The organism is Psychrobacter aquaticus CMS 56 (genome assembly GCF_000471625.1).
Taxonomy (GTDB): domain Bacteria; phylum Pseudomonadota; class Gammaproteobacteria; order Pseudomonadales; family Moraxellaceae; genus Psychrobacter; species Psychrobacter aquaticus.
In genome coordinates this window covers 124451-146887 of record NZ_AUSW01000006.1, presented here as the reverse complement: position 1 = coordinate 146887, position 22437 = coordinate 124451, and the positions used below count along the sequence as shown (strand labels likewise).

Genomic DNA, 22437 nt, shown 5'->3' with positions numbered 1-22437 from the left:
ACACAGTTGCCTTAATAGCATAGTCACATAGCCAATCGATTTAAACCTTACTATAAAGATGAGTATGCCAATCTAGTTGTACGACCCCCTCCTAAGTAAATAATTGTTTCCCATAACAATGACTCTATCATAAAGCGTCTGACGCTTTTCCCTGTACGCACGCACTGCTTTTATGTTTGTATCAGTAATTGATGTATCTATTAAGTCATCAACCGCAAACAGCTAAAAGTCAGTTATGACAATAACTCGCTAAATATGACAGTTCACATTTTTACATCTATTATTTGATGGGCATCATGCTCAGGTAAAAACGTGTCAGACTTTTCATTTTAGAGACATCTCACTTTAGATATCGCGATTATTGACAGACTAAAGCAGTTCCCAAAAACTGAGTGAAACATGTTAAATACTATTAAAGAACACTGGTTGTCCAACGTCAGAGGCGATGTCTTGGCTGGCATGGTCGTCGCCTTAGCCCTTATCCCTGAAGCCATTGCGTTTTCTATCATTGCAGGTGTAGATCCCCAAGTTGGGCTCTATGCCTCTTTTTGTATTGCCGTCGTGATTAGCTTTGTTGGCGGACGTCCGGCGATGATTTCTGCGGCAACTGGTGCAATGGCATTACTCATGGTCACGCTGGTTAGAGAGCATGGTTTGCAGTATTTGCTAGCAGCCAGTGTCTTGACAGGGGTGATACAGATTATCTTTGGTTTTTTAAAGCTGGGTAATTTGATGAAGTACGTTTCGCAATCTGTCATCCTTGGCTTTATCAATGCCTTGGCTATTTTGATTTTTATGTCACAGATTCCTGAGCTTGTGCCGCAAGAGGGCTCGAACCTAGTTCATGTCTATGCGCTTGTTGCTCTCGGTCTATTGATTATTTATGGTTATCCCTACATTCCAAAAATCGGCAAAGTGATTCCATCACCGTTGGTCAGTATTGTATTGGTGACGGCGATCGCCATCCTGTTAGGCGCAGAGGCGCGCACTATCAATGATATGGGTCAGTTGCCGGATACCTTGCCGATATTTTTACTACCCGATATTCCTTTGAATCTAGATACTTTACTAATTATTTTGCCGTATGCGATCAGTCTTGCGATTGTCGGTTTGCTTGAGTCTATGATGACCATGACCATTGTGGATGATTTGACCGATACCAAAGGCGACCGTAATAAAGAGTGTAAAGGTCAAGGTATTGCCAATATCGTCAGTGGTTTCTTTGGTGGTATGGCAGGCTGTGCGATGATTGGTCAATCTATTATCAACGTAAAATCTGGCGGTTATACACGTCTATCGACTTTAGTGGCAGGGGTGTTTTTACTATTAATGGTGGTGTTCTTAAGCGACTGGTTAAAGATTATCCCAATGGCAGCGCTGGTCGCTGTGATGATTATGGTGTCGATTGGTACGTTTAACTGGGGCTCTTTTAAAGAGTTAAAGACCAAGCCGCTGCAAAGTAACATAGTTATGATTACCACCGTTGCTGTAGTGGTCGCGACGCACAACTTGGCATATGGAGTGCTCATTGGTGTGTTGCTGTCGGCGCTATTCTTTGCCAATAAGATCGAACGCTATATGAGTGTACATACGCAATTGGATGAAGCAGAACGAACGCGTTATTATCAAGTGGATGGTCAAGTGTTTTTCTCATCCTCAGAGCGTTTGATTGAGTCGTTTGATGTGAAAGAATCTATATCTAAAGTGGTTATTGACGTATCGCGAGCACATTTTTGGGACGTGACGGCCGTCGCCGCGATAGACAAAGTCATTATTAAGTTTCGCCGTGAAGGGACTGAGGTTGAGCTAATAGGTCTGAATGAGGCAAGTCAAGCGATGGTAGAGAAGTTTGGTGTTCATGACAAACCTGATGCCGAGCAAAGCTTGGGCGCTCATTAACAGTGTCCATTAGCAATACAGTCCATCAACGATAACATCCATTAGTGATGTCAGTTTTTATGAAATGGACGTTCAAAACTTAACATTTAAGGACAGATTATGACCACAGAACAGCACATCTTGGCTTGTATCGATGGCTCAGCCGTGACGGAATCGGTTTGTGACTATGCCGCATGGTATGCCAGCCGATTGAATTTACCAGTAGGCTTATTACACGTGAGTGAGGTGCCTGCCTCGACCAGACGTGATTTATCAGGGGCAATCGGCATCAATAGTCGCCAGTTTTTGTTAGAGGAGCTCACGCAACTGGATGAGCAAAGAGCAAAAGTGGTGAACAGCTATAGCAATGCGTTAGTAAATGACGCAAAAAGTCATATCCAAAGTGGCTTTGAGGGCGTGGACGTTCGCATCTATCAGCGCCATAGCAAATTGCTACCAGCTATCGAACACTTTAAGGCCAAAAGCCGTGTCATCGTCATGGGGCGTCGCGGCGAAGATCACAAAGACAGCCGCATCAATATTGGTAGTCAAATCGAAACCGTAGCACGCGCTTCTAGCGTGCCAGTCTTGATTTGCTCAGAGCCGTTTAAAATGCCTAATTCTTATATAATAGCATTTGATGGCAGTAAAACAGCCATCAAGGCCGTCGACATGATTGCGAAAAGTCCGCTGTTAAAAGGCATGCAAGGCCATCTCGTCATGGTAGGCAATGACAATAACGAGTCCAAAAAAAGCTTGGCAGCAGCGACTGAACAACTAATAGCAGCAGGCTTTACGATAGATGCGCAGCAGTTGTCTGCGTCTGATACCGTTGAGGGCTTACTCACCTTTCAAAAGCAAAATATGGTCGATATCATCGTGATTGGGGCTTATGGCCATTCTAAATTGCAACAGCTATTTATTGGCAGTACCACGACAAAAATCATTGCCAAAACGCTGTCACCCGTCATTTTGATTCGTTAAATTCTCAATAGATGGTGAGATGAACAACGTTTGCTCAAGCATTCTTAGCTGTAGTTGAAATACTTTAAAGTCGCTACAGTAGTGCTGGTGTAAATTTTTCGTAGCTTCTGTCTGCGTAGGCACAGCAAGCAAGAAAAATTTGCACCAGCAGTACGTGTTGTATCGATATTACTTTTCACCGACTATAGCGTTGACTTGCTTTAAGAAAACACAGCGATGTTGGGATAAATGTCTCGAAGCTGCTGTCTATATCAGCACAGTAGGCGAAAAACATTCATCCCAGTAGCGAGTCATAATAAGAGTATTTTTGGTTTAGATTGATTGATTAAGTAAAAACCTAATCAGTATGCCGCCGCTTTGTAGTGAGTCGGCAGTTTTAGGGACAATAATGCCGCAATTGCCACAAATAAACTCGATATCCAAAGACAAGCCTCTAAGCCAAATTCTTGGTACACCCATCCTGACAACACCGTTCCAATCAACCTCCCCATCGCATTTGCCATGTAATAAAACCCCACATCTAGTGACACCCCATCACTATCAGCGTAGCTGACGATGAGGTAGCTGTGTAATGATGAGTTGATGGCAAAAACTACGCCAAATATCAGTAGACCAATAATAACGGACGCTTGGATGTGAAAATCAAAGTATAAAGCCAGCGCAATCGCCGCCGGAATAAACGTCAAATAGCTTGCCCACAAAAATGCCGCGCGACCCGTTGGCAGCACGCCTTTTTTCTTACCTGTAAAGTAAGGCGCAACTGACTGAACGATGCCATAACCGATGACCCAGCTTGCCATAAAACTGCCGACCCACCAGTGACTCCAGTTAAAAGTTGCCGCCAAAAACACAGGCAAGGCCACGACAAACCAAACGTCTCTCGCCCCAAACAAAAACATGCGGGCAGCGGAGAGGGTATTGATAGCAGAGCTTTTAGAAAAGATGTCTTTAAACTTAGGCTTGTTGGTGGCTTTGCCAATGTCCTCTTTTAATACCACCAAGCTAAATACCCAGACGATGGCTAAGAGCGATGCCATCAGTATCATAGCGCTTTTGAAGCCAATCAAGGTGAGCAGCAAACCACCAATAAAAAAGCCCACGCCTTTTAGGGCATTTTTAGAGCCTGTGAGTATCGCCACCCATTGATAGAGCTTACTTTCAGCATCTTTTGGTACCAATAACTTGATAGCGCTTTTAGCACTCATTTTGTTTAAGTCTTTGGCGATACCTGAGAGCGCTTGGGCGATCATCACATAAACCACGGTCAGCATATCAGCAGGCACAGCGAGCATGGCGAGGGCAACTATCTGTATGGCCAAACCAATATTCATGGTTTTATTGAGTCCAAGACTGGTACCAAGCCAACCACCAACCAGATTGGTGATAACACCAAAAGTCTCATAAAACAAAAACAGCATGGCAATACTTAACGGGCTATAGCCTAACTGATAAAAATGCAGCACGACGAGCATTCGTAATGCGCCATCCGTTAAGGTAAATGCCCAATAGTTGCCAGTGATGACTAAGTATTGCTTCACTTGCGATGATAAATCCGTAACGGATAGCAGCCCCATGATTAACCCTTATCTGCTAGACCAACCATCTGTACCAATTCAGCCGTTCTATTGGCGTAACCCCACTCGTTGTCGTACCAAACGTAGAGCTTTACTTGCGTGTCATTGATGACCATCGTCGATAACGCATCCACAATGCTTGAACGTGGATCGGTTTTGTAATCAATCGATACCAATGGGCGTGTCTCAAAGCCCAATATGTCTTTTAGCTCATTTTCAGACGCCTGTTTGAGCAGTTCATTGACTTCTTCAACGGTGGTGCCACGAGCCACTTCAAAGACACAGTCAGTCAGCGAGGCGTTGGCTAAAGGCACGCGAATGGCATGACCGTTTAGCTTGCCTTTTAGCTCAGGAAAAATATGCGTGATGGCAGTCGCAGAGCCTGTCGTGGTCGGAATCAGGCTCATACCGCAAGCACGCGCTCGGCGTAAGTCTTTGTGCGGGGCATCTAGTATCGTTTGGGTATTGGTGATGTCATGAATGGTGGTCATGGAGCCATGCTTGATGCCTATTTTTTCGTGCATCACTTTGACCACAGGTGCTAGGCAGTTGGTGGTACAAGAGGCAGCAGTCACAATGGGATACATATCTTTGTCGTATAGATGTTCATTCACGCCCATAACGATGTTTAACACACCTTCTTCTTTGACAGGTGCAGTGACCACCACGCGTTTTACCCCTTGGTCTAAGTAGGCTTGCAGCAAGGCTTTTGTTTTTATCTTTCCTGAGGCTTCGATGACCACATCACATAGTGACCAGTCGGTGTCTTCGGTCGCTTTGTGATGTGTGCAAGGAATGGCTTCGCCATTGATAATCATGGACGTGCCTTCGTGGGTGGCTTCGTGATGCCAGCGACCATGCACAGAGTCAAACGTCATCAAATGGGCAAGCGTTTTGGCGTCGCCTGCAGGATCATTGATGTGGACGATCTCGATGTCATCCCAGTCAAATGCGGCGCGCATCGTTAAACGTCCCATACGCCCAAAACCGTTAATACCGACTTTAATAGCCATAAAGTTGTCCTTTGTTTTGTCTAAGTGTTATCAGAAAAAATGGTTAAGTTTGTTTAAATGCTCAGTTTTCTTTAAATGTTAGTTATTGATTATTTACAAAAGCTGTCTTTGTCTGGTCGGTTTTGCATCGCATCCAACCGCCCGATCTCACGCTCAATCAGAGAAGTGTTATTTTCTGTGGTTTGTGCAACTACGGTCTTTGCCCATAACGGCAGCTCCGGATTGATGCGATAAAACACCCACTGGCCGTGTTTTCGATCAGTGATGACGTTTGCCTTTTTTAACACAGCAAGATTGCGTGAGATTTTGGGCTGACTGTCCTCCTCCAATGCTTCCATCAATTCACAAACACACAGCTCACCATGATATTCGATCAGCATCAATGCTTTGAGTCGAACATCGTCCGTTAGGCTTTTATAAAAGGTAATGGGATCAAAATCAGGTGACGGCAGGTCATCTTCAGTGACGGATAGCGTTGCAACGGCATTTTTTTTGCTGATATTTGCTTTTTCTACAAAGAGAAACATTGTTAAGCGGTTGCTTAATTCACTTAATGTGGTGGTAAAAGGATGATTGCCAGGGCGTGTTTTTGGGTCAGGGATGTCCCATGCCAACTGCTTGTCCGTATTGGGATAGCTTCGGCATTCGGTACTGGCTTTTTCACATAAGGTAATCACATAATCGAAAAACTGTCCTTCGAATTCATCGACGTGCTTGGATCTTAAGCCACTAGCATCAAAGTCGAATTTTTCCAACGCTTGGATGGTGCGTTCATCGACTTCCCCTTTTTCTATGCCTGCGCTATAAACTTCATAGACATCGCCCGCTTTGTACTTTAGTAACGTCTCAGCCATTTGTGATCTGGCTGAATTACTGGTACAAAGAAACAGCACCTTTTTCTTATTTGCGTTTTCCATAACCTACCCCTATTAAAAGTATGCTTACATACGAATTATTATATATACAATATTTCGTATGTAAAGATGTTTTTAGAGTTATTATTAAATGATAATGAGCAAAGTGATAGGTTGGGACATAATAAGATTATTGGCGTGATAGTTTTGACTCAGGTAACAATTTAAATTTGATAGCAGGCATTGAGGATCGTTATGGCAACTAAAATATTCGATACGATTATTATCGGTGGTGGTCAAGCAGGTCTAGCAGTTGGCTACTATCTGAGGCGCGCAGGGCTGGATTTCATTATTCTTGATGATCAGAACCAAAGTGGCGGCGCGTGGCAACATACTTGGCCCTCACTACGACTGTTTTCTCCTGCTTTTATCAGTTCCCTGCCGGGTCGCTTAATGCCAAAGGAAAGAGATGGCGAGTATCCCCATCGAGATGAAGTTCTTGGTTATCTCAGCAATTATGAGCAACACTACCAATTGCCGATATACCGACCTTATCAAGTACAAAGTATCCATCGTGATCAAGAGAATAATTGCTTACGGGTGACTGATGGTAGTTACACATGGTTAGCGAAAACCGTGGTAAGTGCCACTGGGACATGGAGCAATCCTACAATACCTTCATTTGAAGGTCAGCAAGCGTACCTTGGGGAACAATGCCACTCCGCACATTATGCAGGTCCTGACGCCTATAAAGGCAAGCGGGTCTTGGTGGTCGGCGGTGGCAACTCAGGCGCACAAATCTATGCTGAGCTGGCCGAAGTGGCAAACGCCAGCTGGGTAACACGTGAGCCACCATTATTTTTGGCCGATGATGTCGATGGACATGTACTGTTTGAAAGAGCGACGGCGCGCATTACTGGTAGCAGTAACGATGATTCTATAGGGAGTATAGGTGATATCGTCATGGTGCCACCTGTCAAAGCAGCACGTGACAAAGGTATCTTACATTCAGTACCCATGTTCCGTCAGTTTACTGAACAAGGCGTCATCTGGGCTGATGGGAGTAAAGAACCAATAGATACTGTTATTTGGTGTACGGGGTTTCAACCACAGCTTGACCATCTGGCATCCTTAAATGTACTCGAAGCCGATGGAAAAGTGCAAGTGGAACAGGGGCAGGCAATCAAAGAGCCGCGGCTATGGTTGTTTGGTTATGGCGATTGGGCAAGCCCAGGCTCGGCCACGCTGATTGGTGCTGGCCGCAGTGCTAGAGAAAATGTCCCAGCCTTGTTGGATTTTTTGCAAAAAGATTCTTAAGCGTCAGGCTGGATCGACATTTTTAGCTGACGAATGACGGCGCTCAGCAACATCTCATCAATATCTGTTAAGGCGTTCAATCCATAGTCGTAAGTTTTTAGTATCATCGCTTGTTGGTCTTGAGACAAGTGGACGGTGATATCTTTACTGACGACCAAATGTCTATAATCTTGTAAGGTCTTTTCTTTATTATCACTCATATTTAGCTCCTATTCCCATGTTACGTACTATTTGCTAATGATTGTTTTCATGGTTTTTTTAATGATATTCTAAAAAATCTTGGTTAAACTTTGATGACGCTGTTGAATATTTTTTGATCATTCATAAAAACCTTTCTATTTGGCCTATGAGTAAAGTGCTAATTTACGATAAGGCGTAGCGCTTAGTCTTGTACATTATCAGGGTTCATCGTCGCCACCAAGTCAGTAAATCGTTCTCCTTGTACGGACACATGCGCTTTAATCAAACGCTCCGCCAAGTCTTCGTCCGAATTTATGACAGCATCCACGATTTGTTGATGCTCCTCAAACGAATGCTGCATGCGATTGTTGACTCGTAACTGTAAGCGTCTATAAGGATGTAGTCGATTGTGCAGATTGCTGGCTTGCTCTATCAAAAAACTGTTGCGACTCAGTTGATACAAGAAAAAATGAAATTTTCTATTGGCCTCATAATAGCTTTCGGTGTTTTCCTCCATCAAGTAGTCTTTACATTGATTGTGCAAAGACAGTAGCTCCGCTTTTTCTTCCTCATTGATTCTTCTGGCAGCCAATCGGCCACACATGCCTTCGAGATAGGCCATCACTTCAAACATCTCAAACAGCGTGACGATATTCAAAGTGGGAATGACTGCTCCTCTACGCGGTCGAATCTCCACCAATCCTTCAGAAGCTAACAGCTTCAAAGCCTCACGAATAGGGGTTCTTGACACCCCATATTTTTCACAAAGTTTTGCCTCATCAAGTTTGGTGCCAGGTGGCAGACGACCATAAATAATATCATCTTCGATTTTTTTACTGACTTGTACTGACAAGGGTAAGTCGTCAATTAAACTCATAAATTCTCCATTTGTATACAATAACTCATTTAATAAATACAATATGGTTGCACTTCTAAACCAACTGTATTAGATTATATCAAACAAGTGCGTGGTAAGTGATAGATGCTTTTAAAGGTTTTGAGTGCTGTTAAGACCTATATCCTTTACACAGAGGAAGCTACTGAGGAAATTGAATAAACCTCAACAAACATTATCAAACTACTATTATGTGTGCTTGTGTCTATATCTGGTGGTTATTAATGTAGATTCTCATTTTATACAGCCCGTATATCAAGGTAGATATTATCAAAGCGGCTGTAATCATATCCAAGGAAGGTTTATATGATCATATATGGTACTGCTTTATTAGCAGTTAGTTATTTGCTAGGTGTTTTTCTGGGTGGATTGCTAGGACAACTATTAGGCGTTGACGCCAATATCGGTGGTGTCGCTATCGCAATGATTCTACTCATTGCTGGCAAAGAGATGCTCGCCAAACGCGGTCTTTTGCCAAAATCTACTCAGTTTGGTGTTCTATATTGGGCAGGTATGTACATCCCTATCGTTGTTGCGATGGCTGCAGGACAGAACGTAGTCGCTGCACTATCTGGCGGAATGGTAGCAGCTGTTGTTTCTGTTATTGCGCTTACTGCAACTGTCTTTGTCGTACGCTTACTTAATAATATTGGTAATGATTACGATACCTTTACTTGGGATGATACTGAAGAGCATCGCGACCAATTGTGAGTGTGTCATCAATATTATTAACACTACAAAAAAACTGAAACTACCGATTCAATCGCGCAACGGAGTAATTAAATGGACTTAATTATAGAAACCCTCACTAAAAATGCCTTTGTAACCGCTTTAGCAGTAACAGGCCTTGTGATGTTTTTTTCTCAAATACTATCCAAGTATTTAACCAACAACAAGCTACAGTCATCTGCAATTGCTATCACCCTTGGTCTTATTGCTGCCTATTTTGCTGGTTTATATACTGGTGGTGAAAAAGGCATTTCCGATATAGAGCTTTTTTCTGGATTTGCTCTTTTAGGTGGGGCGATGCTGCGGGATCTTGCCATTGCATCTACTGCTTTTGAAGTAGACGTTAAAGAAATAAAACGTGCTGGAAAAATCGGTATTATTGCCTTGATATTAGGTTGCGTCATACCGTTTGTGGTAGGAGCCGGTGTTGCATGGACATTAGGTTATAGAGATGCTGTCTCTATGACCACCATTGGAGCAGGTGCAATGACTTACATTGTGGGACCTATTACAGGGACAGCAATTGGCGCAAGCTCTGATGTGATTGCCTTATCCATCGCCATTGGTTTGATTAAAGCCGTCTTTTTTATGATCGCAACCCCTTTACTTGCCAGATTTATGTATCTTAAAAGCCCACGTTCAGCCATGATTTTTGGCGGTCTAGTGGGTACTACTAGTGGAGTAGCCGCTGGCTTGGCAGGTACTGATGTCAGACTGGTCCCATATGGAGCATTGGTAGCCACTTTCTATACGGGCCTAGGTGCTTTATTAGGTCCCTCTATATTTTTCTTAACACTAAACGCAATATTTTAATAAGTAGATAAAGGAAGTCTTATGAAAGCGAATACTGAAGAAAAAAAATGGAATTTACAACAAAATAGACGAGATTCTAAACTGCAAGCTGCAAAAGACAAAGGCCTAGCAAAACGCGTACCGAGTGATAGAACCATTGAGTTACTAGAAACGGTGCTGACGCCTGAAGATAAGGTTTGTATAGAAGGCAACAATCAAAAACAAGCTGACTTTTTGTCTGAATGTTTGTCTCAGTGTAATAATGACGTGCTAAACAATTTGCACATCTTGCAGTCAGTATTGGCATTGCCTAGCCATATCGATATATTTGAAAAAGGCATTGCCAGTAAAGTCGATTTTTCTTTTTCTGGCCCACAAGCACTCAGATTGGCAAAACTGGTTCAGCAACAAAAAATCCAAATCGGCTCAATCCATACGTATCTTGAGTTATATGGTCGATATTTTATCGACTTGATACCGAACGTGTGTCTCATTACCGCGCACTCTGCCGATGCGGACGGTAATCTATATACAGGACCAAATACAGAAGATACGCCTGCCATTGTAGAGGCGACAGCATTCAAAAGCGGCATCGTCATTGCCCAAGTGAATGAATTGGTAGATAGCGTGCCACGCGTAGATATTCCGGCAGATTGGGTGGACTTTTTTATCGTTGCTCCTCGACCTAATTATATCGAGCCTTTATTTACCCGCGATCCCGCCCAAATTACCGAAGTGCAGATATTGATGGCAATGATGGTCATCAAAGGCATCTATGCGCCTTATCAAATTAAACGTCTGAACCATGGTATTGGCTTCAATACCGCCGCTATCGAATTGCTTTTGCCCACTTACGGCGCAGAATTAAATCTCAAAGGTAAAATTTGTACTAACTGGGCGCTCAATCCTCATCCTACGATGATTCCGGCGATAGAAAGTGGTTTTGTCGATAGCATTCATAGCTTTGGCTCAGAGGTTGGGATGGATGAGTATATTCAAAATCGACCGGATGTGTTTTTTACTGGTAAAGATGGCAGCATGAGATCCAACCGTGCATTTAGTCAAACGGCAGGTTTGTATGCGTGTGATTTATTCATTGGCTCGACGTTGCAGATTGATTTACAAGGCAACAGCTCGACCGCCACCGTAGATCGCATTGCAGGTTTTGGTGGTGCGCCAAATATGGGCTCAGATCCTCATGGGCGTAGACATTCTAGCTATGCGTATCTCAAAGCAGGACAAGAAGCGGCCGATGGACGCGTGGTAAAAGGACGCAAACTGGTGGTTCAGATGGTAGAAACCTACCGCGAGCACATGGATTCGGTCTTTGTGGAAGAGCTTGACGCGTGGCAGTTGCAAGAAAAAATGGGCAGTGACTTTCCGCCTATCATGATCTATGGCGATGATGTGACGCACATTGTGACCGAAGAAGGCATTGCAAATTTATTATTGTGTCGCACACCAGAAGAGAGAGAGCAAGCCATTCGCGGCGTAGCGGGCTATACCCCTGTTGGGATGCAGCGAGATCACGAAAAAGTCAAAGAGCTGAGACAGCGCGGAATTATCCAAAGACCTGAGGATATTGGTGTCGATGCTTCAAAAGCGACGAGAGATCTGCTGGCCGCAAAATCGGTGAAAGATTTGGTGAAATGGTCCAATGGCACTTATGCGCCGCCCAGTCGCTTTAGAAACTGGTAAAAATAATATTAGGGATATAACTATGAATGTACTTAATTTCGATTTTACGTCACAACCCATTGCCGACATCAAAAAAGAAGTGATTTGCGGTGTGGTTGGCTCAGGTAACTTAGAGGTATTGGTATCGCCTTTGGCTGATAGCGACAATGGCAACAGTAGCAAATTCATCATTGATACCTCAGTCACAGGCTTTGATCACATTTGGGAGGCGGTACTACAGGACTTCTCCAGTCGTTATGCAGTGGGTGGACTGGAATTCAAGGTCAACGATATGGGCGCGACGCCTGCGGTGGTGAGTCTACGCTTGAGCCAAGCGATTAACATCTTGGAGGAAGAGTCACATGGATAATTCACGTATTCAACAAAGCTTTTATGAAAAAACAGCGCGCAATCGTATAGCCAGCATCATTGACAAAGACAGTTTTCAAGAGTTTCTTAAACCCGGCAGCATTCCTGTGAGCCCAAACCTTGCCTCATTAGATATTGTAGGCAGTTTTGATGATGGTGTGATTATTGGACAGGCAAACATTCAAAAAAATCCCGTGTACATCATCGCTCAAGAAGGCAAGTTTATGGGCGGTGCCGTCGGTGAAATACATGGCGCAAAAATTGTTGGCCTGTTACTGAAAGCCATCGAAGAAAAGCCAAAGGCAGTCGTGTTTTTTGTCGACTCAGGAGGTGTGCGTCTGCATGAAGCAAACGCTGGCTTGATAACCATTTCCGAGATTATGCGTGCGATGCTAAAGGTTCGTCATGCAGGCATTCCTATTATTACCGTCATTGGTGGGACAAATGGTGCTTTTGGTGGCATGGGTATCTGTGCGTGTCTGAGCACCCACGTGATCATGACAGAAGAAGGGCGTTTGGCGCTTTCAGGCCCTGAGGTAATCGAAACCATCAAGGGCGTAGAGGAGTTTGACTCCAAAGACAGAGCGCTAGTGTGGCGAGTGACGGGTGGTAAAACGCGTTATTTGCTCGGTCATGTCGAATTTTTGGTTGAAGATGATGTCAATGATATTACTCAAGGGATTGTCGAGGCCCTTCAGCAACCTGCTAAAAATTTAGATTTAGAGTATTTAAAGCAGCAGCAAGCTTCATTGCAAAACCAATATGATCAGTGGTTCGGTAAAAAAGACAGCATAGCCATTTGGCAGTCAATGAACATCGAAAACCCTGAATCTATTGCCATGCTTAGTGCTCAACAAGTTCGAGCCATTAAAAAAGGATAATGTCATGCAAACAAAAACAATTTTAGAGCAGCTATTTCCTAACAAGCTTGAATATCATATTGATAATTCGATGATACGCGGTAGCGCAGAAACTAATATGGGTAACGTTGAAATTATTGGTACGGTCGATTCTGCTGCTATGAACCAATTGATTGCGATGACGCTTGCCAATGAGATATTGGCCGTCATCGAAAAAGGGGAAAAAACGCCTATCGTCTTTATTGTAGATACGATGGGGCAAGACTCGTCGAGAGCGGACGAGCTATTGTGTTTGAATAGAACGTTTGCGCATCTGGCATCTTGTGTCGATTTACTCAGACGGCGCGGTCATCCAAATTTGGCCATCGTTTTGGGTGAGGCGGTCAGTGGTGGGTTTTTGTCTTACGGCCTCATGGCAAATCAAGTATTTGCCATGCAATCAAGCCAAGTCAAGGTCATGGATCTAAACGCCATGTCGAGGGTCACCAAAATACCGCTCGATAAGCTAAAATCTTTATCCCAAACGTCAGCGATTTTTGCGCCTGGGGTCGAGAATTATTATGCCATGGGTGCCGTTGATGATATCTGGCAGACGTTGGATGAACATCTGGTAGAAAACGCCCTTGAATCGCAACTGACGCACATGGATGATTTTTTTACAGACAATCGTCGTCAAGTGGCAAAAGACAGAAAAGGGCGGCTGTTGTGTGATGAGATTGTTCAGTCGGTTTTAACGGCTTAATGTTAACGGCTTAATATTCATGATTTTATAGAGGGCAGGTATATGCATCGTCATGATTTGGTTTATTTACAAGCGCATGAATCATACGAGTTTATGAATGCCTCTCTGCCTTTATCTGTAAGGGCGGCTGTTGAGCAAATGATTACGGCTCAGCAGCCGCTCACGGTTTGTAGACAAGATAGCGATACGGTAACCAAAGTGGCGACGAGTTATATAGAAGACGGTCGTAAATACCGATTGGCTCTAACGCTACCCAAACCCCCTGAAGTCATCACGTCGCCTTTAGCGCTTGAGACTTTAGTTCCTCAATTGCCCAAAGCTCTGCAAACACAGGCTCAGCAATTTATCGCTCGCTGTGCTGATTTAGAAAGCGATGTGTATGTTTATGGCTCTTTTGCCAATCAATATTTTACTGGCTTACCTTTTATAACACCCACATCAGATTTGGATATTTTGATCGTTGCTCACAGCGATAATATCTCACCCATATTATTGGAAGTAGCGGCCTTTGGTCGATTTGCTGAAGCGGCGCTGGGCTTAAAAATTGATGGAGAGATAAGGTTGCAAGGACGTGACGATATATCTTTTAATGAGCTGAGCCACGCCATTGTATTTGGTATCCCAACAGTTTTGGTAAAAACCCTTTTTGATATTAAGCTCCAAAAAATAGACGTATTACTAGGATGGAATACCGATGAATATGAACACTTTATTAGATCAAACCAAACCGCTAGTGCCCCAACAGGCCATTTGGCAGCAGATTGATGATTTGGCGCTTGAAGCCTTATATGATGAATTGAGTCTTGAAAACAAACCAGGTCTGGTCTGTCCTTCCAGTAATGGTAGTCACACAGACATGAATCACCAAACCTTTATAAATAGCATCACCTCCTTGAAAGGGTATTTTTCTGCGCTGAGTCAGCTTGGATATGATGATAGACCCTTTGATGAATTAAAAAATATGGGCATTTATCAAGAACAAAAAATGAGAGCGGCCACACATAATATTAACACCCACAAAGGGGCGATATTTAATCTGGGATTTGTCTGTGCCGCTATCGGTAGATCTATCCAAGCGAGCATCCCATTAACCGCTAAGAATGTTTGTGAGCAATTGGTTGCTAGATGGCAATTTGATCTGACCAATCGCCTGCAACGAGAGCCGAACAGCCATGGTCAAAAAATGTTTCAGAAACATGGGATAACGGGTGCCATTGAAATGGTTGCGAATGGCTTTGATGTCATACAGAATGAGGCTTTACCTTGTTTTTATCACACCATTGAGCGTACGCAAGACTTCGAAAAAGCCAGCATGCAGACCTTAATGACGCTCATATCTGTGTTGTCGGATACCAATATCGTATGGAGAGGCGGCATAAAAGACCTAAATAACGCGCAAGCACTGGCAAAAAACTTCTTGCAAGCGGGCGGGGTGCATCAAGCCAATTGGCGACAAAAAGTCAGCAATATCAGTCGATATTTTATTCATCATAACCTCAGTCCCGGTGGCAGCGCCGATTTATTGGCTGTGACGATCTTCTTTTATAAGGTAGAAAATGAATTTAATTATCCTATTTAGTGGGCAAGGGCTACAAAGCCAAAAGCACGTCCATGAAATACTGAACGACATGTCGGCTCATGAGCACTCTTTACTAGCTACTATGGTGCCCGAGCTATTCGATGCTGATAGCGGTCAGATTTTCGATAATAGCGTGGCGCAACCGTTTATTTATACCTTGCAATATCATCGATGGCAGCATTTGCGGCAGCTGATTGCCACCCCCATGGCTTTTGCTGGTTACTCGTTGGGTGAGGTGAGTGCGTTTTGTTGTAGTAGCCAGCTACCATTTGAGGATGGATTGGATTTGGTGCATAAAAGAGCTGCTTTTATGGAGCAGGCAGTCACAGAGGCCAGTGGCCTACTGGCAATTAAGGGTGTGGCTGATAGGAATCTTGCGCAGCTACTTGAAACAAGCAAAACCCATTTGTCTATTAAAATCAGTAGAGATCAATTCATTATTGGCGGCAATAAAGACAATCTAGAGCAGGCAATGCAAATTGCCCAGACATTGGGCGCGCACAGCGTACAGCATTTAAACGTCTCCGTACCATCGCATACGATGATGATGCAAGGGGCTGCTGAAGAATTTCGCAAATATACCAGCGCCCTTACTTTGCCTGCGATGACCATCCCTATTATCAGCGCCACTGAAGGGATAAGGTATAGTAAGACAGAGCAAGGCTTACATATTCTATCCCGTCAAATCGACCATGCGTTAGACTGGTATTTTTGTATGGAAAATATTGAAGAGTATCAACCAAGCATGGTGATAGAAATAGGCCCCGGCAATGCGCTGTCCAGAATGATAAATAACTTGCTACCCCATGTGCCTTGCAGGAGTTGGGATGACTTTCGTGATTTAGATGGATTAAAAGCGTGGATAGAAAAAATAGCTGAGATGCTGGTTGAAGATTCTTGCTTTATCATAACCAAAAGGTAGCCTCTTCATGTTGTATGTGTGGTTTGTCGTTGCAGGTGCGTTTGCGGGTCTTAGTGCTGGCTTGTTTGGGGTGGGCGGCGGTATGATTATCGTACCAGTATTGGTATGGATTTTTACGGCGTATCATTTTCCGCCTGAAGTCATTACTCACTTGGCAATTGGTACGTCGCTTGCCACTATTATTGTGACTTCTATCAGCTCTTTGATGGCACATGACAAACGCGGCGGTGTACGCTGGGAAGTCTGGCGCAGTATGGCATTAGGGCTGGTCATTGGCGGTTTAGTTGGCGCTGGCATCGCTGATATGATTGACGGTCAGGTATTGCAAATTATTATTGGCGTTGGGGCGCTATTGATGGCGCTCAAGATGTTGTTTTTATCCAACAAAGAGCAATTGGATAAGCCGTTACCTGCGGCAGGCGTACAGTTTGGCGCGGGTACTGGGATTGGTATGGCCTCGTCTATTTTTGGTATTGGTGGTGGCAGCTTGACTGTGCCATTTTTAAATTGGGCGGGATTACCGATGAAGCAATCCGTGGGAACGTCAGCCGCTTGTGGTTTGCCGATTGCGGTGGCTGGCGCGTTAGGTTTTGCTTGGTTCGGTCAAGACGTGGTCAATCTTCCTGAAGGCACGATAGGCTTTGTACATATCACTGGATTTTTATGTGTCTCTGTTGCTAGCTTTGCGATGGCAAAAGTCGGTGCCAAACTGGCACATATCCTGCCAGCTTTGATGCTCAAACGGGCGTTTGGCGTGTTGCTGTTATTTGCTGGTGGTCAGTTATTACTGAGTGGGATTGGGGTGTTGTAGGGTGTTGCGGTCTCATAAAAGTGATTAAAGCGCGCTAGCAATAGTGGTAACCTTTCTTCAAGTTTCATAAATCTACTTAACGTTAGAATCGTTTATCATTTTCGTTGTCGATAGAGTTACTCTTTATCACGATGCTTTTTATCATGTAGTTGTTTTACTTGATATTCAATAAAGCATCTTCAATTACCACTCATAACTGATATGAGTTCAGACGAGAACTGATAATGAAAAATATAATGATAAGTTCGATTTTAGCAGTGACTGCTTGCTTGACAATGATCAGTCAGGCCAATGCTGCGCCTGACGTCACTAGACATCATACGGCTCAAATGTAGCATCAAAAAGCTGTTGTAAAATATGATCACAAACATAAGCAGGTAAAGAAGAAGCAAGTAGAGAAGAAGGCAGTGGCGTCACAGCATCAGTCAAAAAGACGGCCTACTGCTCAACAAGTAAAAAGCAAATATCAGAATAAAAATATTCACAAAAAACATGCTTAGTCACTATGTTTAACCCCGTAAAAATGGCGCCCACGTGAGGCGCCATTTCTTGTTTTATGGGATAAAGACAGTCGCTACTTGCTGGTAAAAGTTACGGTTTTAGTACCATCGGCAGTCGGCTGACTGACCGTGACTTTGCTGGCTAAGATGTCGCCTCGAGCATTGATTTTGTAGCATTCTGATGAAGTTCCAGTAGAATCGTAGTTGAGCAGTAAGTTTCCTGAGGTTTCTATACAGAACCACGCCGTGTTATTGGTATCTCGCGTCAACGACCAATCTTGGTTATACGTGCCGATTTTTTTACTCATACTGCGATCGCTGTATACGTTTTCAGTAATCAACTTGCTAGAGGCTCCAACCGTTGCCATCTTAGGAATAGTGGTCGTTTGGTTCGATAGTGAGTATTTGCCTGTGCTATCAGTGAAACCGTGGAATACTAAAGGGTTTAGGGTAAAGTAGTTGATAGCGACTGATTGATTGGTAATTTGATTGTTCACTTTATTAATCGTGTTTACTTCGGCCGCTTGTACGGGTTTATTGTTGAATACCATATTGCCTTTAGGCGTGACTTGAATATCTGCTGAGGCACTTTGGTTGCCGCCAACGGCTGCCAGTTTTTGGCTACGCTCTTTGGTATAAATATTGAGCATGGCAGCCTCAATAGGGTATTGGGTCACCACATTGTTTTGATTGGTATTGCCCGCCGTGCCACCATTCATACCAGTGGCACAAGCGCTTAAACTCAGTCCTGCTGCCACACACAATCCTAATGTTTTCATCGTTTTATCCTTAATTTTATTAAAATAAACTGTCTTGATGTCTACTATAATTGAATTTTTAGGTAATGACATCGGGCAAGTCTCTTGAGGTAGTCTATGATTACATCACTATAACAACCCGCAATTTTCTAGTATTTAAAGCCCAGCATTCAAAACATGGATTTCAAGCCAACTGAGGCTTTCTCTGCATCTTTATATTTGCCAACACTAGTCCTGACAAGATCAGCATCATCGCCAGCATCTTCCACCACGTCACCACTTCCCCTGTGAGCAGCACTGAGGTTGTCATCCCGAATACCGGCACCAATAGGGCAAACGGCACCACTTTAGAAGCCGTATTTTGACTGAGCAGATGCGCCCACAGTCCAAAACCTATCAGCGTTGAGACATATACGATAAATCCAAGCGATAGCCAAGACTTGAGCGACGCCTCAGTAAACGTCACCAGCTGCCATGCATCGGTCTCAAATATGAGAGAAGACAGCGTCAAAATCACACAAGCGATCAGACCGCCCTAGACCACAAGAGCGAGAGCAGACAACGCGGATGCCTTATTCTTTCCAGTATTAGACGAGATAATAGACAAGCCTGATCCTTGCTGCGCCGCTGTCAAAGTCGCTTGGGTTGACGCCTGCTTTGAGGCAATGTTGCCAAAGCTCCAGCCTATGGCCGCAATCAAGATACAGACAAACCCAGCCAAAGGCATATCATCACCAAGGTTTAGCGCGATGACGCTAAGCCCTAACACACCGACCAGCATACCGATGATTTGCATGCGACTCACTGCCTCACTCAATATGAAATACGCCAGCAATACGGTGATAAAAATCTGAATCTGTAATAATAGTGCCGTCAACCCAGCCGATGTCCCTAAGTGCATGGCAGTAAATACAAAAGCATACTGCATGACAAACGTACCGATGGCATAGATAAATAATGTACGGTTAAATTTGGGCGGTTTCAGAAAAAAGACCAGTGGCACGGCGGTAAAGAAAAAACGCAGGGCGGTGAACATCAGTGGCGGAAAGCTTTCAAGCCCCCACGCAATAAAGGTAAAGTTCACGCCCCAAATAAAGGTAACCAGTACAGCCAATGCGGTGTATAAAGGGGTCATATCGTTGGCCTAGGAAGTGATGACTGGTTATTGGCTTTACGGCTGGTCTTAGTTATAGAAAATATTTGTCTTATATGTCTGTACGTACATGCTATACATGCTTAGGCATCAGTACCACTTAATCGTACCTACTCTGATCGGCATGATGACAAGATTAGATTCTCATTCTCAACCATCAATTTCGGTCTATCTCAAAAAACTCAGAAAGAAATTAAAAAATATAAAAAAACCCATAAATAATATAAAATTATTGTTTACTTTTCCATTATAGACATAAATATGTTACTTGCGAATCATTTAAGACCCGTTTTGATAACCAGTATTGAGGATGGTTACCAACATCACTATTATAAGACATGCATGACGCTTATTGATTGTGACGAGCAAGCAGTATTAAAAGTAATTAGTCAGACCAAAATCAATAAAACCTATACTGTCTATAACTTCGAAGTAGATGAATTTCATACGTATCATATTAGCAAGTTCGGTGTTTGGGTTCATAATGCCTGTTGGATTGCTGACAAAATGCCATAGAATAAAGGTAGATTAGGAGAACACTTTACAAAATATGGTAGTGAATTTGGAGCGAAAAGCTCACAACAATATTCAACAATAGCAATTGAATTCGGTCAAAGGCCAAAGAATGATGATTTAATTGATTTAGTATCTGGTCCTTTTAAATCTAGGTAAAAGCAATCTACTAAGTTTATATTTGTAGGTACAATATCGGATGTCATAGACACTTTAGTAGCAGCTGATATTAGCAAGCCTGCGTTGGTTGAGATGGCCAAAGTGAGTAAAGCAGCACATCGTCTCTGGTATCAGCAAAATGAGGACAATACTAGCAAGACAACCATGATATATCCGCTAGTCACCAGTGCAGCGCATCTGCCACTACGCGCTCATAGCATAACGGGTATTAGCAGTATTTTTAGTCCCATCCTGCCTGCAGCGTTCGCTGACGTATTGGCTGATGACGGTTATTTAATCATTGCCAAGCCAGATGTGGGTCACTTAGTGACCATGCGTGATGCTTTATTTGATGACGTTCGTGAACACGATTCTGACAAGTTTTTGCAGGAATTAGCACCTTATTTTACGCTTCTCAATACTTATAATGTCAGTACTGAGTTAAGATTATCAGCAGATGATTTGGCCGATTTGCTGACTATGACTCCTTATGCCTACCGCGCGCATACCGAAAAAAGACAAGCGCTACTAGCTTTAGTTGCAACCGAAAAATTTGCAACTAAAGCCAAGTTTGTCATATATATTTTGCAGAAAACAACGAACTTATAAGTTTACTTATCGCTATGTCATCTTATCAAGACAACTTCACAAAATAACGTGATGGGCGTAAAGTAATGGGCTTATAAAACAGGTCCCATCGTAGCAATGATGTTGTTCCAAATCCTAGAAGATAGTGGCCAGTTTTTGACCTCTTCACGTGTTACTTCGTCTGAGTCAGCGATATATTGGTATTGACGGTCGATAATATTCGCCGTCAGCTCCTTATCGCTGAATATAACGTTATTCTCATAATTCAAATCAAAGCTACGCAAGTCTAAATTGGTCGAGCCAATCAAGCTAATTTCACCATCAATCGTCAAGGTCTTTGCATGTAACAAGCCTGGTTTATATTCATAAATTTTTACCCCCGCTTCAAGCAATTGCCAATAATAACTGCGACTGGTCGCGGCAACGATAAAGGAATCGTTATTTTTTGGAAAAACCATCGTCACTTCAACCCCGCGATAAGCGGTAGCGCATAAAATACTGACGAGTGAATAATCAGGCACGAAATAAGGCGTAGAGATAATCAGCGTCTCTTGTGCTTGGCTAATCAAAGCACCCAAAAACTGTGGCGTGGTACCGTGCCGCTGAGTGGGACCATCTGAAAAAACTTGGGCAGGGAAGCCATTAGGCTTTGGTGTACTATTATAATAAAAGCTATCAAGCGGAGTGTTTGGGTTTTCAATCAACCAATCACTGGCAAATAACATCTGATTTTGCGCGACCACAGGTCCTTCGATACGCAGCATAATATCGACCCACGGAGCATATTTTGGTTTTACCATAAATTCAGGATCGGCGCAGTTACGACTACCCAAGTAGCCGATTGTGCCATCAATGACAGTAATCTTGCGGTGATTACGAAGATCAATACGGCTAAACAGCATTACTTTTACAAAGTTGGTTAGCGGAAGAGCTACACTAACTTGTACGCCAGCATCTTTCATTTCTTGCCATATCTTTGAGCTCACCATCTTCCGTGAGCCCATGCCATCGACCATTGCTCGACAAATAACGCCGCGCTTTGCTGCTCGGATGAGAGCTTGCGCGGTATCAATACCCATGCCATCGACGAGCCAAATGTAATACAGAACATGGATATGGTCTGTTGCAGCATCAAAATCGGCAATCATGCGTCTGCGGGTTTCGCTTGCATCTGCCATGAGCTCTGCCTGATTACCCTCCATAGTATGAAAACCGGTGGCTTTTGCTGCGTAAGCAAAGGAAGCTTGATAGGCGGGCTTGATCATCTTCTCTAACGTCGTCTCATGACCAAGAACGCTTGGACTATGAGTATTTAATCGCTTAATGATATCGTCGCATTTTTGCCCAAAGTCATGACCTAAATGCACTTCACCAAACATCCAGTAAATTAGCACGCCAAAATAAGGCAAAATAAACAGGATGACAATCCATGCTAATCTAGCGGGCGAGGTCAAATCATGACGAGATAAGACCCGTAAAGAAATCAGTATCAGTAGGATAAAATGTATCGTCAACAAAATATCTACGATCATAACAGCGTCCCTTATTATTATTTTATATCTACAAAGTATTAATCGCTTTAACTAATCA

The 22437-nt window shown here is 43.4% G+C and carries 24 protein-coding genes; 15 read left to right on the top strand and 9 right to left on the bottom strand.

Features of this window, described 5'->3' with window-relative positions; genetic code table 11:
- Positions 1-399 precede the first annotated feature (399 nt).
- Together M917_RS00955 and M917_RS00950 are read left to right on the top strand one after the other, a co-directional pair.
- Positions 400-1899: a SulP family inorganic anion transporter gene (locus M917_RS00955; RefSeq protein WP_021812876.1), complete on the top strand. Its 1500-nt coding sequence runs from the start codon at positions 400-402 to the stop codon at positions 1897-1899.
- Positions 1900-1998: 99 nt separating this feature from the next.
- On the top strand, positions 1999-2862 hold the full coding sequence (locus M917_RS00950; protein ID WP_021812875.1) for a universal stress protein: 864 nt from the start codon (positions 1999-2001) through the stop codon (positions 2860-2862).
- A 341-nt stretch (positions 2863-3203) separates the two neighbouring features.
- Here the strand turns inward: M917_RS00950 and arsJ are convergent, their stop codons facing one another.
- From arsJ to M917_RS00935, 3 genes are all read right to left on the bottom strand, one after another.
- Complete coding sequence (gene arsJ / locus M917_RS00945) at positions 3204-4436, bottom strand: organoarsenical effux MFS transporter ArsJ (protein ID WP_021812874.1); 1233 nt, start codon at positions 4434-4436, stop codon at positions 3204-3206.
- A 2-nt stretch (positions 4437-4438) separates the two neighbouring features.
- A complete protein-coding gene (locus M917_RS00940; protein ID WP_021812873.1) occupies positions 4439-5449 on the bottom strand; it encodes an ArsJ-associated glyceraldehyde-3-phosphate dehydrogenase in 1011 nt (336 codons plus the stop codon).
- 89 nt (positions 5450-5538) lie between these two features.
- The gene (locus tag M917_RS00935) at positions 5539-6366 is read right to left on the bottom strand and encodes a metalloregulator ArsR/SmtB family transcription factor (protein WP_021812872.1); all 828 of its coding nucleotides are present in this window, start codon (positions 6364-6366) and stop codon (positions 5539-5541) included.
- A gap of 192 nt (positions 6367-6558) precedes the next feature.
- Between M917_RS00935 and M917_RS00930 the strand changes: the two genes are divergently transcribed.
- The gene (locus M917_RS00930; RefSeq protein ID WP_021812871.1) at positions 6559-7620 is read left to right on the top strand and encodes an ArsO family NAD(P)H-dependent flavin-containing monooxygenase; all 1062 of its coding nucleotides are present in this window, start codon (positions 6559-6561) and stop codon (positions 7618-7620) included.
- Here M917_RS00930 and M917_RS00925 read toward each other — a convergent pair.
- Together M917_RS00925 and M917_RS00920 are read right to left on the bottom strand one after the other, a co-directional pair.
- Positions 7617-7820, bottom strand: a complete 204-nt coding sequence (locus M917_RS00925) for a hypothetical protein (protein ID WP_021812870.1) — start codon at positions 7818-7820, stop codon at positions 7617-7619. The genes M917_RS00930 and M917_RS00925 overlap by 4 nt on opposite strands.
- 182 nt (positions 7821-8002) lie before the next feature.
- Positions 8003-8677: a GntR family transcriptional regulator gene (locus M917_RS00920; RefSeq protein WP_021812869.1), complete on the bottom strand. Its 675-nt coding sequence runs from the start codon at positions 8675-8677 to the stop codon at positions 8003-8005.
- Positions 8678-9001: 324 nt separating this feature from the next.
- Here M917_RS00920 and madL point away from each other — a divergent pair, with 324 nt between their 5' ends.
- From madL to M917_RS00870, 10 genes are all read left to right on the top strand, one after another.
- Positions 9002-9406: a malonate transporter subunit MadL gene (gene madL, locus M917_RS00915; RefSeq protein WP_021812868.1), complete on the top strand. Its 405-nt coding sequence runs from the start codon at positions 9002-9004 to the stop codon at positions 9404-9406.
- Positions 9407-9478: 72 nt separating this feature from the next.
- Complete coding sequence (madM, locus tag M917_RS00910; RefSeq protein ID WP_021812867.1) at positions 9479-10237, top strand: malonate transporter subunit MadM; 759 nt, start codon at positions 9479-9481, stop codon at positions 10235-10237.
- Between the two features lie 21 nt (positions 10238-10258).
- On the top strand, positions 10259-11914 hold the full coding sequence (mdcA, locus tag M917_RS00905; RefSeq protein WP_021812866.1) for a malonate decarboxylase subunit alpha: 1656 nt from the start codon (positions 10259-10261) through the stop codon (positions 11912-11914).
- 22 nt (positions 11915-11936) lie between these two features.
- Complete coding sequence (gene mdcC, locus M917_RS00900) at positions 11937-12263, top strand: malonate decarboxylase acyl carrier protein (protein ID WP_021812865.1); 327 nt, start codon at positions 11937-11939, stop codon at positions 12261-12263.
- Positions 12256-13143, top strand: a complete 888-nt coding sequence (locus M917_RS00895; RefSeq protein ID WP_021812864.1) for a biotin-independent malonate decarboxylase subunit beta — start codon at positions 12256-12258, stop codon at positions 13141-13143. The genes mdcC and M917_RS00895 overlap by 8 nt, the downstream gene beginning before the upstream one ends.
- A gap of 4 nt (positions 13144-13147) precedes the next feature.
- On the top strand, positions 13148-13864 hold the full coding sequence (gene mdcE, locus M917_RS00890) for a biotin-independent malonate decarboxylase subunit gamma (RefSeq protein WP_021812863.1): 717 nt from the start codon (positions 13148-13150) through the stop codon (positions 13862-13864).
- A gap of 42 nt (positions 13865-13906) precedes the next feature.
- Positions 13907-14629: a malonate decarboxylase holo-[acyl-carrier-protein] synthase gene (gene mdcG / locus M917_RS00885; RefSeq protein ID WP_021812862.1), complete on the top strand. Its 723-nt coding sequence runs from the start codon at positions 13907-13909 to the stop codon at positions 14627-14629.
- Positions 14559-15443, top strand: coding sequence for a triphosphoribosyl-dephospho-CoA synthase MdcB (gene mdcB / locus M917_RS00880; protein WP_040641508.1), 885 nt, complete (start codon positions 14559-14561; stop codon positions 15441-15443). The genes mdcG and mdcB overlap by 71 nt, the downstream gene beginning before the upstream one ends.
- Positions 15421-16365, top strand: a complete 945-nt coding sequence (mdcH, locus tag M917_RS00875) for a malonate decarboxylase subunit epsilon (RefSeq protein ID WP_021812860.1) — start codon at positions 15421-15423, stop codon at positions 16363-16365. Before mdcB ends, mdcH begins: the two co-directional genes overlap by 23 nt.
- Before the next feature lie 7 nt (positions 16366-16372).
- A complete protein-coding gene (locus tag M917_RS00870; protein WP_021812859.1) occupies positions 16373-17176 on the top strand; it encodes a sulfite exporter TauE/SafE family protein in 804 nt (267 codons plus the stop codon).
- Between the two features lie 574 nt (positions 17177-17750).
- Here M917_RS00870 and M917_RS00865 read toward each other — a convergent pair.
- The 3 genes from M917_RS00865 to M917_RS14340 form a co-directional block, all read right to left on the bottom strand.
- Positions 17751-18455: a hypothetical protein gene (locus tag M917_RS00865; RefSeq protein WP_021812857.1), complete on the bottom strand. Its 705-nt coding sequence runs from the start codon at positions 18453-18455 to the stop codon at positions 17751-17753.
- Between the two features lie 163 nt (positions 18456-18618).
- Positions 18619-18945, bottom strand: coding sequence for an EamA family transporter (locus M917_RS14345; protein WP_264628938.1), 327 nt, complete (start codon positions 18943-18945; stop codon positions 18619-18621).
- A gap of 24 nt (positions 18946-18969) precedes the next feature.
- The gene (locus M917_RS14340; RefSeq protein ID WP_021812855.1) at positions 18970-19569 is read right to left on the bottom strand and encodes an EamA family transporter; all 600 of its coding nucleotides are present in this window, start codon (positions 19567-19569) and stop codon (positions 18970-18972) included.
- Positions 19570-19929: 360 nt separating this feature from the next.
- Between M917_RS14340 and M917_RS13825 the strand changes: the two genes are divergently transcribed.
- A complete protein-coding gene (locus tag M917_RS13825; RefSeq protein ID WP_021812854.1) occupies positions 19930-20103 on the top strand; it encodes a polymorphic toxin-type HINT domain-containing protein in 174 nt (57 codons plus the stop codon).
- A 258-nt stretch (positions 20104-20361) separates the two neighbouring features.
- The gene (locus M917_RS00850) at positions 20362-20868 is read left to right on the top strand and encodes a class I SAM-dependent methyltransferase (protein ID WP_227500798.1); all 507 of its coding nucleotides are present in this window, start codon (positions 20362-20364) and stop codon (positions 20866-20868) included.
- A gap of 71 nt (positions 20869-20939) precedes the next feature.
- On the opposite strand, the gene cls is transcribed toward M917_RS00850, so the two are convergent.
- Entirely contained in the window at positions 20940-22379 is a 1440-nt protein-coding gene (gene cls, locus M917_RS00845) for a cardiolipin synthase (RefSeq protein ID WP_021812852.1), read from the bottom strand.
- Between the last annotated feature and the right edge of the window lie 58 nt (positions 22380-22437).

Excerpts from the sequence above, each read along its gene's own strand:
- M917_RS00955 (WP_021812876.1), top strand. The coding sequence starts at position 400 with ATGTTAAATACTATTAAAGAACACTGGTTGTCCAACGTCAGAGGCGAT.
- M917_RS00950 (WP_021812875.1), top strand. The coding sequence starts at position 1,999 with ATGACCACAGAACAGCACATCTTGGCTTGTATCGATGGCTCAGCCGTG.
- arsJ (WP_021812874.1), bottom strand. The coding sequence starts at position 4,436 with ATGGGGCTGCTATCCGTTACGGATTTATCATCGCAAGTGAAGCAATAC.
- M917_RS00940 (WP_021812873.1), bottom strand. The coding sequence starts at position 5,449 with ATGGCTATTAAAGTCGGTATTAACGGTTTTGGGCGTATGGGACGTTTA.
- M917_RS00935 (WP_021812872.1), bottom strand. The coding sequence starts at position 6,366 with ATGGAAAACGCAAATAAGAAAAAGGTGCTGTTTCTTTGTACCAGTAAT.
- M917_RS00930 (WP_021812871.1), top strand. The coding sequence starts at position 6,559 with ATGGCAACTAAAATATTCGATACGATTATTATCGGTGGTGGTCAAGCA.
- M917_RS00925 (WP_021812870.1), bottom strand. The coding sequence starts at position 7,820 with ATGAGTGATAATAAAGAAAAGACCTTACAAGATTATAGACATTTGGTC.
- M917_RS00920 (WP_021812869.1), bottom strand. The coding sequence starts at position 8,677 with ATGAGTTTAATTGACGACTTACCCTTGTCAGTACAAGTCAGTAAAAAA.
- madL (WP_021812868.1), top strand. The coding sequence starts at position 9,002 with ATGATCATATATGGTACTGCTTTATTAGCAGTTAGTTATTTGCTAGGT.
- madM (WP_021812867.1), top strand. The coding sequence starts at position 9,479 with ATGGACTTAATTATAGAAACCCTCACTAAAAATGCCTTTGTAACCGCT.
- mdcA (WP_021812866.1), top strand. The coding sequence starts at position 10,259 with ATGAAAGCGAATACTGAAGAAAAAAAATGGAATTTACAACAAAATAGA.
- mdcC (WP_021812865.1), top strand. The coding sequence starts at position 11,937 with ATGAATGTACTTAATTTCGATTTTACGTCACAACCCATTGCCGACATC.
- M917_RS00895 (WP_021812864.1), top strand. The coding sequence starts at position 12,256 with ATGGATAATTCACGTATTCAACAAAGCTTTTATGAAAAAACAGCGCGC.
- mdcE (WP_021812863.1), top strand. The coding sequence starts at position 13,148 with ATGCAAACAAAAACAATTTTAGAGCAGCTATTTCCTAACAAGCTTGAA.
- mdcG (WP_021812862.1), top strand. The coding sequence starts at position 13,907 with ATGCATCGTCATGATTTGGTTTATTTACAAGCGCATGAATCATACGAG.
- mdcB (WP_040641508.1), top strand. The coding sequence starts at position 14,559 with ATGAATATGAACACTTTATTAGATCAAACCAAACCGCTAGTGCCCCAA.
- mdcH (WP_021812860.1), top strand. The coding sequence starts at position 15,421 with ATGAATTTAATTATCCTATTTAGTGGGCAAGGGCTACAAAGCCAAAAG.
- M917_RS00870 (WP_021812859.1), top strand. The coding sequence starts at position 16,373 with ATGTTGTATGTGTGGTTTGTCGTTGCAGGTGCGTTTGCGGGTCTTAGT.
- M917_RS00865 (WP_021812857.1), bottom strand. The coding sequence starts at position 18,455 with ATGAAAACATTAGGATTGTGTGTGGCAGCAGGACTGAGTTTAAGCGCT.
- M917_RS14340 (WP_021812855.1), bottom strand. The coding sequence starts at position 19,569 with ATGACCCCTTTATACACCGCATTGGCTGTACTGGTTACCTTTATTTGG.
- M917_RS13825 (WP_021812854.1), top strand. The coding sequence starts at position 19,930 with ATGACGCTTATTGATTGTGACGAGCAAGCAGTATTAAAAGTAATTAGT.
- cls (WP_021812852.1), bottom strand. The coding sequence starts at position 22,379 with ATGATCGTAGATATTTTGTTGACGATACATTTTATCCTACTGATACTG.